Annotated in this window: 14 protein-coding genes; 6 read left to right on the forward strand and 8 right to left on the reverse strand. The window is 49.1% G+C overall.

What is annotated here, in order from left to right; genetic code table 11:
* Positions 1–53 precede the first annotated feature (53 nt).
* A complete protein-coding gene (locus tag QOR82_RS01410; protein ID WP_283582985.1) occupies positions 54–1,043 on the forward strand; it encodes an alpha-hydroxy-acid oxidizing protein in 990 nt (329 codons plus the stop codon).
* Positions 1,044–1,126: 83 nt separating this feature from the next.
* Complete coding sequence (locus tag QOR82_RS01415) at positions 1,127–1,516, forward strand: VOC family protein (RefSeq protein WP_283582986.1); 390 nt, start codon at positions 1,127–1,129, stop codon at positions 1,514–1,516.
* Positions 1,517–1,623: 107 nt separating this feature from the next.
* Here the strand turns inward: QOR82_RS01415 and QOR82_RS01420 are convergent, their stop codons facing one another.
* Both QOR82_RS01420 and QOR82_RS01425 read right to left on the reverse strand, forming a co-directional pair.
* On the reverse strand, positions 1,624–4,242 hold the full coding sequence (locus tag QOR82_RS01420; protein WP_283582987.1) for an AAA family ATPase: 2,619 nt from the start codon (positions 4,240–4,242) through the stop codon (positions 1,624–1,626).
* A 14-nt stretch (positions 4,243–4,256) separates the two neighbouring features.
* Positions 4,257–4,382, reverse strand: coding sequence for a hypothetical protein (locus tag QOR82_RS01425; RefSeq protein ID WP_283582988.1), 126 nt, complete (start codon positions 4,380–4,382; stop codon positions 4,257–4,259).
* Positions 4,383–4,661: 279 nt separating this feature from the next.
* On the opposite strand from QOR82_RS01425, the gene QOR82_RS01430 reads away from it, so the two are divergent.
* Positions 4,662–5,348, forward strand: coding sequence for a hypothetical protein (locus QOR82_RS01430; protein ID WP_283582989.1), 687 nt, complete (start codon positions 4,662–4,664; stop codon positions 5,346–5,348).
* Positions 5,349–5,365: 17 nt separating this feature from the next.
* On the forward strand, positions 5,366–6,190 hold the full coding sequence (locus tag QOR82_RS01435) for a hypothetical protein (protein ID WP_283582990.1): 825 nt from the start codon (positions 5,366–5,368) through the stop codon (positions 6,188–6,190).
* Positions 6,191–6,271: 81 nt separating this feature from the next.
* Here QOR82_RS01435 and QOR82_RS01440 read toward each other — a convergent pair whose 3' ends face one another.
* From QOR82_RS01440 to QOR82_RS01450, 3 genes are all read right to left on the reverse strand, one after another.
* Complete coding sequence (locus tag QOR82_RS01440; RefSeq protein ID WP_283582991.1) at positions 6,272–6,583, reverse strand: thioredoxin family protein; 312 nt, start codon at positions 6,581–6,583, stop codon at positions 6,272–6,274.
* 126 nt (positions 6,584–6,709) lie between these two features.
* Positions 6,710–8,074 carry a DHA2 family efflux MFS transporter permease subunit gene (locus QOR82_RS01445; RefSeq protein ID WP_283583031.1) on the reverse strand — a complete coding sequence of 455 codons (1,365 nt, stop codon included), beginning with the start codon at positions 8,072–8,074 and terminating at the stop codon, positions 6,710–6,712.
* Positions 8,075–8,336: 262 nt separating this feature from the next.
* Positions 8,337–9,698: an MFS transporter gene (locus tag QOR82_RS01450; RefSeq protein WP_283582992.1), complete on the reverse strand. Its 1,362-nt coding sequence runs from the start codon at positions 9,696–9,698 to the stop codon at positions 8,337–8,339.
* Between the two features lie 169 nt (positions 9,699–9,867).
* Between QOR82_RS01450 and QOR82_RS01455 the strand changes: the two genes are divergently transcribed.
* A complete protein-coding gene (locus tag QOR82_RS01455; protein WP_283582993.1) occupies positions 9,868–11,013 on the forward strand; it encodes a hypothetical protein in 1,146 nt (381 codons plus the stop codon).
* An 86-nt stretch (positions 11,014–11,099) separates the two neighbouring features.
* Positions 11,100–11,555, forward strand: coding sequence for a hypothetical protein (locus tag QOR82_RS01460; RefSeq protein ID WP_283582994.1), 456 nt, complete (start codon positions 11,100–11,102; stop codon positions 11,553–11,555).
* Positions 11,556–11,626: 71 nt separating this feature from the next.
* On the opposite strand, the gene QOR82_RS01465 is transcribed toward QOR82_RS01460, so the two are convergent.
* Genes QOR82_RS01465 through QOR82_RS01475 form a run of 3 tightly spaced genes read right to left on the reverse strand, consistent with a single transcriptional unit; the run spans position 11,627 to position 13,575 of the window.
* Positions 11,627–12,310, reverse strand: coding sequence for a hypothetical protein (locus QOR82_RS01465; RefSeq protein WP_283582995.1), 684 nt, complete (start codon positions 12,308–12,310; stop codon positions 11,627–11,629).
* Positions 12,303–13,214 (reverse strand): ATP-binding cassette domain-containing protein, encoded by a 912-nt coding sequence (locus QOR82_RS01470; protein ID WP_283582996.1) that lies wholly within the window; start codon positions 13,212–13,214, stop codon positions 12,303–12,305. The genes QOR82_RS01465 and QOR82_RS01470 overlap by 8 nt, the downstream gene beginning before the upstream one ends.
* The gene (locus QOR82_RS01475) at positions 13,195–13,575 is read right to left on the reverse strand and encodes a GntR family transcriptional regulator (RefSeq protein ID WP_283582997.1); all 381 of its coding nucleotides are present in this window, start codon (positions 13,573–13,575) and stop codon (positions 13,195–13,197) included. Before QOR82_RS01475 ends, QOR82_RS01470 begins: the two co-directional genes overlap by 20 nt.
* Positions 13,576–13,713: the final 138 nt, after the last annotated feature.

Consider the following 13,713-nt stretch of genomic DNA (forward strand, 5'->3'; position numbering starts at 1 on the left):
CGTTGTTGAATTGGTTACAATAACAAGAGAAACTTGGAAAGGGTGAGTGTACAATGACGGAAAAGAAGAGCGATGCCCAGACGGGAGCTTCCCTCCAGCCGACAACGGACCACTGGCCGGGGCCGGCCGGGATGATCCCGGTGACGAGCGGCCGGGCCGATGATGCCAACGTGCATAATCGAAACTTTTTAGACCATCTTTTGGTAGAGATGCGGTTGATCGATGCGGTCAAACCGGATCTGACGACGACGATCTTTGGTAAAAAATACACGTCACCATTGACCCTGGCAGCCGTTTCACACCTGAACCAGGTGCTGGCTGATGATCACCGCCAGCCGATGCAGGAAAAGGCCCGGGCAGCCAAGCAGCTTGGCGTCCTCAACTGGGTGGGAATGGAGGACGACCCGACTTTCACTAATATTGCCCAGCAAGGAGCGGCGACGGTCCGGATCATCAAACCGTTTGCCGACCACCAGCGGATTTTGCGCGAGATCCAGGTGGCGGCAGACCAAGGGGCGGTAGCTGTCGGCATTGATATTGACCACGTTCCGGGCGCTGACGGTGGTTATGACGTGGTCGACGGTCTGCCAATGGGGCCCCTCACTGCTAGCGACCTCCAAAGCTATGTCCACAGCACCAAGCTGCCCTTTATCGCAAAGGGGGTCCTGTCGGTTCAGGATGCCGTGAAAGCTCAGAACGCTGGCTGCCGGGGGATCGTCGTTTCCCACCACCACGGCCGGGTGCCGTTTGGCATGCCACCTTTGAAAATTCTACCCGATATTTTGCGAACAGTTAACCGCCACCAGATGACCGTCTTCGTCGACGGATCCTTGATGAGTGGCTATGACGCCTACAAGGCATTAGCCCTCGGGGCCGATGCGGTATTGATCGGCCGGGGAATTTTGAAAGAGCTACTGGACGGCGGGCAAGATGCGGTGGTGGAGAAAGTGCAGGGGATGAATCAAGAATTGTCACGCCTAATGCTGTATACCGGTGTTAAGGATACTAAGTCTTTTGACCCGACGGTGATCCACTATCAATAAGGCTGGTTACATGATCTGCCAAGATTTGCATTTTGGGCCTGATCTTGGTATAAACAAAGCAATAAGGACTGGGAGGATGTATAATGATCGACCATTTTGGCTACGTCATGGTGTACGTGGAGGATCCAGTAGCGGTTGCCAACTTTTTTGTGGAGCAGCTGAATTTTAAACAGGTCAGCAGCGAGCAAAATGCTAATGGTGTTTTTTCGGTTCAGGTGGCACCCCGCGAAGGTTCTGACGCTCACCTCAATTTCTTTAGCAAGCCGTTAGCCCGGCAAATTTCACCCGACCTCAACTTAGCAATGCCGTCACTGTGTTTTGGCAGCTACGACGTGGTAAAGCTGCACGATGATCTGGCAGCTAAGGGCGTTGCGGTCGGAGATGTCATCAACCTGAACGGGATGAAGGCCGTTAATTTTGCCGACAACGAGGGCAACAGTTATGCGGTTCGGCAGATTGAACGCGAGAACTGATGACTGGGCAAAGACGACTACCAGTTAGTCTTGCTGATCGAATAATATTAGTTTTAAACAAAAGACCTTGAATTCGCGATGGATTCAAGGCTTTTTGTTTAAGGGGTCTAGCTAGATGATTGACTGTTCAACCGGGATGATGGTTTATTATGAGGAACGGTTAAGGTGCAGGTATCGCCTTTTTGGAGTTCCTTCTTTAAAATCGGGACGGCAACCTCGTAGCTCAACAGCTCATCAAGTCCTCGCTGAATTGGCCGTGCCCCGTTTTTTTGATCAGCATAATTGTCGACTAGGTAGTCAACCAAGTCGGTGTTCCACTGCAGTCGTATTCCCTGGTTGCGGAGTTGCAATTGCTTTTGTTTCAGCAATTTTTGGGTAATTCGGGCCAGGTCTGTCTCGGTTAGCGGATTGAAGATAACGGTGGCCGTCAGACGATTGAGAAATTCGGGACTGAAAATCCGGTGCATCGCCTCCCAAGTGGCCTGCTTCAGATGCTCGGCCATCCCCTGCTGTTCTGCTTGGATATTATTAAAGCCCAGTGGTTGCTGATAAAGCTGCTTTGCCCCCACGTTAGAAGTCATAATAATAATCGCTTGGCTGAAGTCAACGTGGACGCCCAGACTGGGTAGAAAACTGCCGTCGTCCATAATTCCCAACAACATTTGGCGCATGTCTGGCGAGGCTTTTTCAAATTCATCAAAGAGTAAAATGCATTTTGGGTTGTCGGTAATTGCCTGGAGAATCCGGTTTGCCAGTTGAATTGCGCCACCCAGGATGCCAACGAATTCTTCCATATTAAAACGAATCAAGGCTTTGGGCGAACCGTATGCTTGGGTTGCCAACACCTTCGCAGTTTCCGTTTTGCCAGTTCCCGTTAAGCCGGCAAAAAAGAAACTAGCCACGGGAGCATTTGGCCGGTTTAAACCCGCTTGACCGAGGGCAATTGCTTCGGTTAGTTTGTTGATTGCTGCATCCTGACCGATCACCTTCTCTTTCATTCGTTGCGCTAGTGTCAATGTTGAAGACTCAGCGGCGCGCCGTTGCTGCTGAATTCGGGCGATATCTGACGGTAAGATCTGCTGATCGATGATCATTTCCGTTGCTGAAATCACCTGTTGGGGATGGACCTTCATAGTATATTGATGGGGCTGGCGGTCATTTTTCTTTTGGCGAAATTGCTCTGTCAGGTGGTCAAGTTGGTGCTGTAGCTTATTAATTTGGTGCTCGTTGAGAGTTTTCTTTTTAGCACTGGTCAGTTGTTTGATCAGCCGATGTCGTTTGGTAATGTAGGCTGTTACGACCGCAGGTGTATGCTTGGCTGACGCAGTAGTTAAAGCTCCGGCATTGTCTAGAATTGTTAAAGCTGAATCGGGAAGGGGTACTTTTAGGTAAGCTTCGGCTAAGTCTACGGCCAGTTGCAACGTCGAGCGGGTGTAGTTGCAGTGATAGTAGTTTTCGTAGAGGGGCGCTGATCGCTGCACTACTTTGCTGGCATCATGGACTGCCAACGGTGCTACCGCAATCGTTTCAAAACGGCGTGCCAATGCTTCGTCGTTGTGGAAAAAATATTGGCTTTCTACAGGGGTTGTTGCCCCGATTAATTGTAAATCACCACGGGCCAAAGCCGGTTTTAATTCGTTGATTGCCCAGGAACCGCCGGCCAGACGGAGCAGCTGAATTTCGTCGATAAATAAGATGACGTTCCGCCGCTCCCGGAGCTCGGCGATTAATTTATGGATTACCGAAGAAGAAACTGCTGTATTGAGGAGCGGCAACAGGCGATCAGGATCCAGGGCGATCACCTGCCGGCCGCTTAGAAGGGGCAGTTTGCCTTCCGCGATCCGCATGGCGAGACCTTCGACGATGGCAGTTTTGCCGACGCCAGTGGGGCCAATCAGCAGGGCGTTATTTTTGTTGCGTCGGTTCAGTATTAGGGCTAAATGCCCTAGCTCTTTTTGACGACCGATAACGGGTTGCAGCTTGTGCTCCTGAGCCTCTTCAGTTAGGTTGCGGCCATAGTCGTCTAATAAGCTGTAATCACGCCGTTGCAGCTGATTGGGTAAGTGCTTTTGCTGATCTGCAACTGCTGTTTGCTCCTCTTTAACCCGACCGTCATGGTAGTAGACCGGGGTGGTGAACTGGGCTGCTATTGCATCGTGATAGCTGCCAGTATCAGTGGGAAGCCAGCCAAAACGCAGCAAGAGCTTTAGAATAATCAAAAAAGCGTTGCTCTGCTGGGCATCGATCATTCCGAAGACGGTGTCGGAGCTTTCGATTGCGGTCAGGTTGCGCTGGGCTTGTAATTGCCTGGCTAGTTCAAGGGAACTAATGACATCATCGCTGACGAAGTATTTACGATCGCCGATTGCAATTTTGCTGCGACCAGCTTCTTTACTCAGTGGTAACTGGCTGGTTCTTAGCTCCTGTTCAAAACTTTTTCGCTCTTCATTAAAGGCATCAAAGGCCAAGGGGGACATGCCCTTGATTTTGTGTTGTAAGTGGCTCTTTTCTTCAACTGAAATGAAGGATCGCGCTAACTCTTCGCTGACATTGACGGAAGTAATTCGTTGCTGAAAGAGCATGTGACCGGCTGATGAATCTTTAATCTGGGTTAAGGCCAATAGGATATTTTCAGTCTGGATCACCCGGCTGTCATTGGCGAGAGTGCGCGCTTTGGCAAAGGCTTCTTGTCCTTGACGGGTTAAAGTAAAATTCTTGATGGCCATGATATCTCTCCCCCCTAGTAATAAACGATATTTTGGTCGAGTTCTTTGCCACATTCTGGACAGTAGTTGCCAAAAGTCTCGGCAAAAGAATCGAGTAGTGCGCCGCAGTGCTTGCAGTGTGGTTGTTTAAAGAATGCCATGATGAAAATCTCCTTTCTTAATACAGATATTTCTTGCAAATATCTATGCTAGATATTATATCTTGTGATGAGATAAAATCAAGATATTTATTTGAGAAAATAATTTACGCCATGGGAATTCCATCTGCTTAATCGCGAATTAACGGGGTAAAAACTTATCATTGCCCTTTTGATGAAGTGGATGTGATGTATAATCGCTTGCATTTATCTTTAAGATATTTAAATGATATATTGTTCAGACTGGTATCTTCATATATAATAAAGAAATAAAAGAAGGTGATGATTATTTCTGTTGAGCGTATTTTGCTAGACCTTCAAGAACGAGTTCTAGCTCTCACTGATAGGGTTGACGATCTGTCCCGCCAAGTGGATCAATTGAAAGCAGCGGCGCAAAAGCAAGCTGAGAATCAGCCTGAAGAAAGAAAAACCACGCAACGCAGCCCAAAGATTAAAGGTTCCCTCAGCAAGGACCAAGTTGTCGCAGCCGTCAAGGCCGCACTAGCAAGCAAGATTCCCGCCCAAAATATTCGTAAGGGCAAGCGCAGCGACGGTTCGGGAATTGTGATCAGCAAGGGCAGCCATAAGATCAAGCTGTGCTTGCGGGCCTCCGGTTACTATGGGCAAGCGGATGTCAGCTCGCGAATGCTGTACACCGGTTTTTCGACTCTCTCAAAAAAGGCCATCGAGTCAGCTGGCCAGTTGAATTACAATTTTTTTGTGTTTGCGATTAATACTAGTGATGTCCCACACCAAGCGAAGATTGAGTTCTTTATCTTTGATCAGAAAGAGTTTAAACGGTTGCTTCAAGAAAAGACGCCGAGTGGCAGAAACGCGATGTATTATTTCTACTTTGGCAAAACTGTCGACGGGCATTTTATCGATGACCGTGAAAAGAACAGAAAAGTGGTTATCGACAGGGCACATGGCAACTGGGATCAGCTCATCCAGTATTACCAACAGCTTTAATTGGCAAAGGAGCGGTTATGAAAAAAAGTGATGAAATCGAGGAACTCAAACAGGTTGAAAGTCAAGCGGTACTGAACGCACTGCCTTACCAATTTAATAAAAATGATCGAACCTACGTAGCCTATGAGTATGACAAGGCGGATAAAGCCTTTGCCAGATTAAATGTCCCGCATGGAATTGATGTCATCTCCATTGGGATTAATCCGAAAGGGAAAGGAAACAAAGAAAGTATCTTTGCCCAGCGACGTCAGATGGCCCAACAAGGTCCCTTATATGACTATTTTTCAGCGGCAAAAGGCAAGCGGCAAAAATTTGTTTACCCCAGTGGTGTTTGGGCTAGTGCCAAGGATGCGGCCGAAGATGTTGCCAAGATGGAACACACAGTGCTCAACTCAGTTGTCTTTTTAGATCTTGTTCCATTTCCAACGAATAACGCTGCCGACATTCTCCTAAGCGAGCACAGCAAGGCTTTAAAAACTAACCTGGCATTTCTTAAAACGTATTTAGACAATACTGACGATCCGATTATGTTGGCAACCGGTAACCTGACAGACTTAACGGCGGTCAAAGACCAAAGGACGCGGAATGCGATTGCTTATATCAATCTACAACTGATGAACACTGTAATTAGAGAGAATTTTTCCCGCTTATACCTTTTGGGTTATAACGATGGCAAAAAATCTTTTCGTGCTTTTGGTAGCGGACGTCACGATAAGATCCGCAATTTCTGTCCTGATGAGGACGTCGAAACTTTAAATTGCTGGATTCGCCAACAGAATCGGCTGGCGGATGAAGGTAAGATTTGTTCAGCTTATAAAATAAGCTTGCTGAAAGCAAAGTAACATGTCCATGGTCCGAAAACGACAAAAAGATCCACCCGAAATTGTGAAAATTCCGGGTGGATCCTCTTTTGAATTTGCAACTTATTTAAGCAGGTGGTTGATGTAAGCAATCAGTGGTTCTTTTGGTCGGTAACCTTCAGCCGTACCCAAGACCTTTCCGTCCTTCTTGACCATGATGGTCGGGGTCTTGGTGATATTGTAGCGTTTGGCGATGGTGTGATTTTCCATCACGTCCATCACGAAGAAGTTAACGTTTGGCAGTTCAGCGGCGACGGCCCGGTCAACTCCCGCTTGGACGGCCCCGTTGCCGATGTCTTGCCAAAAGTCGATGACAGCAATGCCATGATTCGTATCAGTTTCAAAATTCTGGTCGCTTGTTGCGCGTACAGCCATAATTATTACCTCGTTTTCCTAGTTATGTAATTAAGTTTAGCATACTAATCCGCTTACTTGAAGTGACACCAGTAATAAGAAAAGCAGGCCACCCCCTTGGTGAGGGACTTGCAGCCTGCTTGTTCTCTATGCGATATCTTGCGATGCTGGTTTGTTTTTGGCTAAACGGAAACTGAATGCCAAGGCGATAATGATCAGTACGATGGCAAAATAGATTCCCCAGTGAAAGCCCTGAGTATAGCGCAAGGCACGACTGCCAGTTGCGGTGATGCGGCCAGCTTCGTAGAAACTGGTGGCAAGCGCCGTTGCTAGCGCCCCGACGATCTGCTGCATAGTGTTGAGAATTGTACTGCCATCAGCTGATTGCAAACCGCTGAGGGAACTGAGAGCGTTGGTGGAAGATGGCGACATGGCCAGCGGACAGCCGATCATTAAGATAACGTGGGCGGCAATGACGTAAGCAAGCGATGATTTGCTGTTAGCAAAGGCAAACAGCAGGGCTCCGACCAAGGCTAAGATGAAACCAGCGATGGCCGGCTTGCGAGCTCCAACATTATCGTACAGGCGGCCAGCAATTGCGGAAACCACCGCATTGACGATCCCACCCGGCAGCATGATAATCCCGGTCATGGCAACGGGAACCAACATTCCCTTTTGCAGGTAGTTTGGCATCAAGTACATGATGGAGAGAATGACTCCGAAGTCCAGCATCACGAGCAGGGCGCCGGTTGTAAATTCTGATTTTTTAAAGACTTTTAAGTTCAGGATCGGCTCCGTCAAGTGCAACTGACGGTAAACATAGAAGGCTAGTACGATGATGCCGATAATGAGAGCCGATAAGACCGGCACGGACAGCCAGCCATCACGACTTGCCAGACTGGTCCCGATGACCAGGCCAGAGAAACCGACGGCTGATTCGATGATCGAGAGCCAGTCGATGTGGGGCCGACTGATGTGGTTGACGTTTTCCAAAAAGCCGAGGGAGAAAGTCATCGCGATCAACAAGAATGGAATAAAGAGCCAGAAAATCCAGCGCCAAGATAGGAAGCCGAGGATGATCCCGGTGAGGGTTGGCCCAATCGCCGGTGCAAACATGATGACGAGGGAACAGATGCCCAGTGCCGCGCCCATTTTTTGTGGCGGAAAGATCTGCATGGCGGTGGCAAACATCAATGGTAGGATGAGGCCGGTTCCGATCCCCTGGATCATCCGGCCAGCTAACAAAACGCTAAAGCTATCAGCGCAAGCGGAGATAGCAGCCCCAACGATAAAAGCCCCCAGCCCGAAGACGGTAATTTGTCGGTTGGTAAACCAGCGGGAAATGAGGCTGGACAGGGGCAGGATGATCCCGATGACCAGCATGTAGCCTGTCACCAGCCACTGAATGGTGGCCAGGTTGGTGTGGAAGGCCGCCATCAGTTTGGGTAGGGCGGTATTCAGTGAAGTTTCACTGAGCATCCCGACGAAAGCGCCGAGCAGCATCCCGGCCATTGCTAGAGCGGGATGCTTGACTTTGTTTTGGGCAGTTAAATGATGATTATTCAAAATAATTCCTCCCTTTCTCACAGCTGGTTAGTTTACCAGATTCAAACTGTTGTCGTAAGTATTTATTTAATTATGGTGCAAAATGGGATAATAGGTTGCTCAGGATGATTATTTCTTTAATGACATTAATTAAATGATTGATAATCACATTAAAAAGACCCCCGGAGCTGATTACTAACTCTGGGGGTGTATGGCAGGTAGATGCTGATTACGATTGATGAGCCTTGTTTTGCAGGTAGATACCGAAAGTGACTAGCATGAGGATGATCAGCAGTACCGTCACCCACATGGCGGAACGGATTCCAGTGATCAGAGAAGCCGGGGCGTCGGCGATGACGACGACCAAGGTGACCGAAATGGCCCCAGAAACTTGCCGGAGGGTGTTGTTCAGCGCGGTCCCGTGGCTGTTTTCCAGTTGGGAGAGGTCGGAAAAGGCTTCGGACAGAGCGGGGCTGAAGACGAGGGCGTTGCCGATCATTCGGATGGCATAGGCCAGTGAAACCAGGGCCAGCGAGGTGTGGTTGCTGATCGACATGAGCGGGACAGAGGCGATTAGCATGAGGAGACCGCCGCTGATAATCAGCCACTTCGGTCCATACTGGTCATACAAGCGGCCGATAATGGAAGCCGTAAAGCCGTTGAGGATCGCTCCTGGCAATAGGATTAAACCAGAGACAAAGCTGGAGATATGCAGGGCATTTTCACCCCAAATCGGGATCAGCTGCTCGGTTCCCAGCAGGACCATGAAGGCGAAGATCCCGACGATCGTCATCAGGGTAAAGGAAGGGTAACGGAAGATCTGCACCTTCAGGAGCGGGTTTTTGAGATGCAGCTGGCGCCGAACGAGGATAGCAATGAGGACGATCCCGACGGCCATCATGATGATACCGACTGGTAAGTTGATCTCAAAGACGGTTAAACTGCCCAGAAAGAGGGCGGAGCCGATTAAGGAAATGAGAACGGACAGGTAGTCGATGTGGATATCACGTGGGATGGAATAATTAGGCAATTTGAAGTAGCCGACCACCCAGGCCAAGACCATGAAGGGCAAGACGAGGATAAAGAGCCAGCGCCAGGATAATACCTGGAGAATCAACCCAGCCAGCGTTGGACCAAAAGCAGGTCCGGAAGAGATGACGAGACTCGATAAACCGAGAATGGTTCCCCGTTTTTCGATCGGATAAATCGAAACCATGGTGGTCATTTGAAATGACATCAGCATCCCGCTGGCAGCGGCCTGGATCAGTCGGGCGGCCAGCAAGCCAGCAAAGTTGGTTGCCAGGCAGCCGATCAGACTGCCGACAATGAAGACCCCGATCGTCGTCAAGAAGACCTGGCGGTTGGTAAATTTGTCGTAGAGGTTTGATGATAAGGGCATAATGACCCCGATAATCAAGGTGTAGCCGGTGGTCAGCCACTGGGCGTTGTTGAGAGAAACCTTAAAAGTGTTGGCGATAAAGGGTAGGGCCGTCACCATCATTGTTTGGCTGGCCAGACTGATGAAGGCTGACAAGAGCAGGATGATGGTAATGATCCGCCGGTTATGGACGGAAAGATTAATTTGACTCACAATAATCTCCTTTCTTATTTTTAGAATGAATCCGATTTTTAGAATGAATCCGATTTATTGTACCATTAATAGGGCGGAACGCGAAAAGCAGAAAGTGGTGACAGAAAAACCGCTTGGCCACTTTGTGATTATGATATAATAAAATCACTTTTAAAATATGGAGGAGAGTATGATGAAAATTAATTGGCGCACTTGGGCCGGCCTTACCGCGGCTGTTCTGCTGGGGATGGCAGTTCCGGCAACGGCGAAGGCGGATGTGACGGCAACGGCTCCGTCAGCTGACGTTCCAACGACGATTGTACAGACGCCAGCACCGTCAACAACTGCCACTACGGCTACGGAAGCCAAGGCCACAGTGGATGCTGACCGGACGCAAAGCACGAATACCCAGACGACGGCTACCGCTGTTCAACCGGCTGCCGTCAGTCAGAGTGCGGTGGCAACCGCGCCGGCACCAGCCACTTACGGCAGTGACGGCTGGCATTTGGACAATTCGGACTGGTACTATTATGACAATGGTCAGATGGTTACCAGTGATTGGCGCTACCTGAACGGCAACTGGTACTACTTCAACTATGAAGGAATCATGGCGGCCAATGGCCCTTACAGTGATAATTCCGGCAATACCTATATCTTTGATAACAATGGTCACTACCTGAAGAATAGTTGGTACCATTATGATCAGAGTAATTATGCGATTTCCTATCCTTACGCCAACGGCTACTATACTTACCAGGGTCATATTTCGAATGATCTGTGGTTCTACGCCGACCAGTACGGCCACGCCGTCAAAAATGGTTGGCAGTGGATCAACGGCGCCTGGTATTACTTTGACTATTACCAGATGGTTGAGAATCGGATAGATTATGATGGCCACAATCATTATTGCTTTGATGGCAATGGTCACTATTTCCGTAATCACTGGATCTACTCTGAGAACAAGTGGTACTACTTCGACAATCAGGGACACATGCTTGATCATCAGTGGGCCTACTTAGGCGGACACTGGTACTACTTCATCGATATTTTCAATGGCATGGCTCATAATGGTATCGAAACTGATAATCATGGTGACCTTTATTACTTCGATCAGAACGGACACTACCAAAACAATGGCTGGTTCTACCGCAACAATACCTGGTACTACGCCTATGGCTCTGGAAAATTGGCTAGTGACTGGGCCTGGATCAACGGTGCTTGGTACTACTTTGACCTTAACGGTAAGATGCAGGACTCTGGTACCTTGTTCGAAGATGGCTGGACTTACCACTTCGACCGCAATGGTCACTACTGGAAGTCACGCGGTTTTTACTAAAATAAAGCGGGCGGCACTGCGAGGTGCGGCCCTTTTGTTTGACTGGGAATGTGATATAATTCACTTATAGAAAGCGGTGAATCAACATGGCAGATTTTCGGGAAGAATTAGATTTTGCTGGCCAGCAGGGAATGCTGGAGACGACGAAGAAATATTTTAACGGCTTAAAGGTAGTCCAGGATGCGGACGACCTTGCTCTGGAAGATTTGAACAAGCTGTTTTGGCAACTGACGAGCAGTGACCAATGCGCCATCAGCCAGCTTGCGCAGATCATCGAATACAGCAATAACAAGGACTTGCAGGACTTTATCGGTAGCCTCTCCTTTGAAACGCTGAACGACCGTGACAATCAGCATTTCTTGGATGAGCTGGGCAATGGCAGTAACAATCCCTACAATAGTTTGGGAGGGCTCACCGATGCCATGGCCCTCGGCATCGACAAGGACAAGAAGCTCCATGCCTGGAAGCGGGTTGACTGGGAGGACTTTCTCCGTCAGCAGGGGCTGGCCATTTTAGCCGCTTATTATCAGGAAAACAATTAAAACATCATCATAACGAAAAGAGACCGCAACGTAGGCACTAATACCTAATGTTGCGATCTCTTTTTATATTATTAATCCCGTTGTAGCCGGATCATCTTGGTAAAGACCCAGGTAAGGAGGATCATGATGGCGATGCAGACGATCAAGACGACCGTCCAAATGCCTGGGGAAGTGAGCAGATGTTCGATTTGGTTGATTTGATGCTGGCTCAGGGTCCAGTTAGTTTTGGACATCCATTGAGCGATGCAAGTCAGGATCCAAATGAGGATGGACATTAAGAGGGATGGCAGGCCGACGATGACAACGACTTTCCAGAAGCCGTGGACGAGAGCGACAATATCGGCCAGGACCTGGGTGGTGAAAAACAGGGACAGGATAATCGCCATCCCGATCCAGAAACTCCCCTGGTTGTGGCCTAGATTATTTGTGGCGAATTGCTGAAAAAGCAGACCGAGGATCGTGATCAATAAGGACCAGCAAACCGGCGTCAGGATGTCCGTCCACCAAAGAGTGTTGCGGTCAATGCCAAATTGAACGGCCAGGTTAAAGCTGCGTCGCGGCAGAACGAAGAGCATAACCAGGCCGACAACGGTGGCAACTCCAATGCTGCCGCTGAGAATTGCCGGCCAAACATTGGCCAGGTCGCCGATATTAAAGAGCAGGGTCAGCAATAGGTAAATGCCGACGCCGATGCCGAGAGCAATCCCGTTAGCGATCAGCCGGTATTTGATTAAAAACTTTGCACCTTTACTCATGATGGTGGGCCTCCTTTGTTGATTGTGCGCTAGCGATCTGTCCCATGTCAGGACTCGTCATGGCAATGAAGAGTGATTGCAAGTCGAGGTGATTTAAAGTGAGATCGGCCGGAACTTTCAGATCAGTTGGCAACTGGTCATAGATGATCACCTGGCCCAGTTTGCCCATCCTGGCAGAATGATTGATGACCTTGAAGTGACGGCCGAATGCAGTTACTTGCTCCTGGGGGCCACTCAGTTGGTAGGCTTGTTGGAGGACGGTGTCGGTGGCGTCATCGATGACGACGTGCTGTTGGTCGATGATGATTACGTGGTTGACCAAATGGGCAATTTCGTCGATCAAGTGGGTGGCGACGATGAAAATTCGCGGCTTTTCGCTGTATGTCCGCAGCAGCTCAGAATAGAAAAGCTCGCGATGGTTGGCGTCAAGCCCGAGAACCGGTTCGTCAAGCATGATGATTGTTGCGTTGACGTTAAGGGCTAGGACCAGTTTGAGACTGGTTTGTTGACCCGTTGAGAGGCGACCAACATGGGCATTTTCCTTTACACCGAATTCCTGCAACATCCGTTTGGCGTTCGCAAAGTCAAAGTCGCCATAGACGGCGTCAACCCACTTCATGATGGTGGTGACGCTAGTCCATTTACCAAACGGCATTGAAGCATTCATCAGCCAGAGCTTGGTTAGGGCCTGGCCGTTATCCTTAACATTTTGGCCGTCAACTTCGATCGTGCCGTCTGTCGGCCGGATGCCGTCGACGATCATGTTCAAGAGGGTCGACTTGCCGACCCCGTTGCGGCCGAAGAGACCGTAAATGCCGTTGCTGTCAAATTTCAGATTGATGTCCTTGAGGATGGTAGTACGGCCAAAGCGTTTGCTAAGACTGTTAATGTGCATTGTTGTCATCTTGATACCCCCGTTTGATTAACTCAATTAAGTGCTCCTCCGTTAAGCCCAATTTTTGGGCCTCCGTGACGACAGATTGGATGTAATCATCGTAGAAATGTTGCTTGCGCTTAGACATGATTTGCTGACGGGCGTCCTTGGTGACGAACATCCCCCGACCGCGGCGCTTTTCCAGCAGGCCGTCGTCGACGAGACGGTTCATTCCCTTCAGGACTGTTGCTGGATTGACGTGTAGCTCTCGCGACACCTGGGTCGTTGAGGGAACCTGGTCGCCAGCCTGAAAAACGCCGGTGAAGATCAGTTCTTCTAATTGGTCGGCTAGCTGGGTGTAAATCGGCCCCGAGTCGTCGAAGTGAAACATTGGCGCAGCCACCTCCTCGTAGTGATAGTTTCTTATATGGTTAATTACTCTGCTAACTAACCATATAACCAAAATCAACCACTGTCAACAAAAAACTGAGACCCGGTATGAGTCTCAGTTAAATCTTGTTTGCCTAAA

The sequence above is a fragment of the Limosilactobacillus difficilis genome (genome assembly GCF_947387495.1).
Taxonomy (GTDB): domain Bacteria; phylum Bacillota; class Bacilli; order Lactobacillales; family Lactobacillaceae; genus Limosilactobacillus; species Limosilactobacillus difficilis.

Excerpts from the sequence above, each read along its gene's own strand:
- QOR82_RS01445 (WP_283583031.1), bottom strand. The coding sequence starts at position 8,074 with ATGGCCGGGATGCTGCTCGGCGCTTTCGTCGGGATGCTCAGTGAAACT.
- QOR82_RS01475 (WP_283582997.1), bottom strand. The coding sequence starts at position 13,575 with ATGTTTCACTTCGACGACTCGGGGCCGATTTACACCCAGCTAGCCGAC.
- QOR82_RS01430 (WP_283582989.1), top strand. The coding sequence starts at position 4,662 with ATGATTATTTCTGTTGAGCGTATTTTGCTAGACCTTCAAGAACGAGTT.
- QOR82_RS01420 (WP_283582987.1), bottom strand. The coding sequence starts at position 4,242 with ATGGCCATCAAGAATTTTACTTTAACCCGTCAAGGACAAGAAGCCTTT.
- QOR82_RS01460 (WP_283582994.1), top strand. The coding sequence starts at position 11,100 with ATGGCAGATTTTCGGGAAGAATTAGATTTTGCTGGCCAGCAGGGAATG.
- QOR82_RS01470 (WP_283582996.1), bottom strand. The coding sequence starts at position 13,214 with ATGACAACAATGCACATTAACAGTCTTAGCAAACGCTTTGGCCGTACT.
- QOR82_RS01410 (WP_283582985.1), top strand. The coding sequence starts at position 54 with ATGACGGAAAAGAAGAGCGATGCCCAGACGGGAGCTTCCCTCCAGCCG.
- QOR82_RS01425 (WP_283582988.1), bottom strand. The coding sequence starts at position 4,382 with ATGGCATTCTTTAAACAACCACACTGCAAGCACTGCGGCGCACTACTC.
- QOR82_RS01415 (WP_283582986.1), top strand. The coding sequence starts at position 1,127 with ATGATCGACCATTTTGGCTACGTCATGGTGTACGTGGAGGATCCAGTA.
- QOR82_RS01440 (WP_283582991.1), bottom strand. The coding sequence starts at position 6,583 with ATGGCTGTACGCGCAACAAGCGACCAGAATTTTGAAACTGATACGAAT.
- QOR82_RS01465 (WP_283582995.1), bottom strand. The coding sequence starts at position 12,310 with ATGAGTAAAGGTGCAAAGTTTTTAATCAAATACCGGCTGATCGCTAAC.
- QOR82_RS01455 (WP_283582993.1), top strand. The coding sequence starts at position 9,868 with ATGATGAAAATTAATTGGCGCACTTGGGCCGGCCTTACCGCGGCTGTT.
- QOR82_RS01435 (WP_283582990.1), top strand. The coding sequence starts at position 5,366 with ATGAAAAAAAGTGATGAAATCGAGGAACTCAAACAGGTTGAAAGTCAA.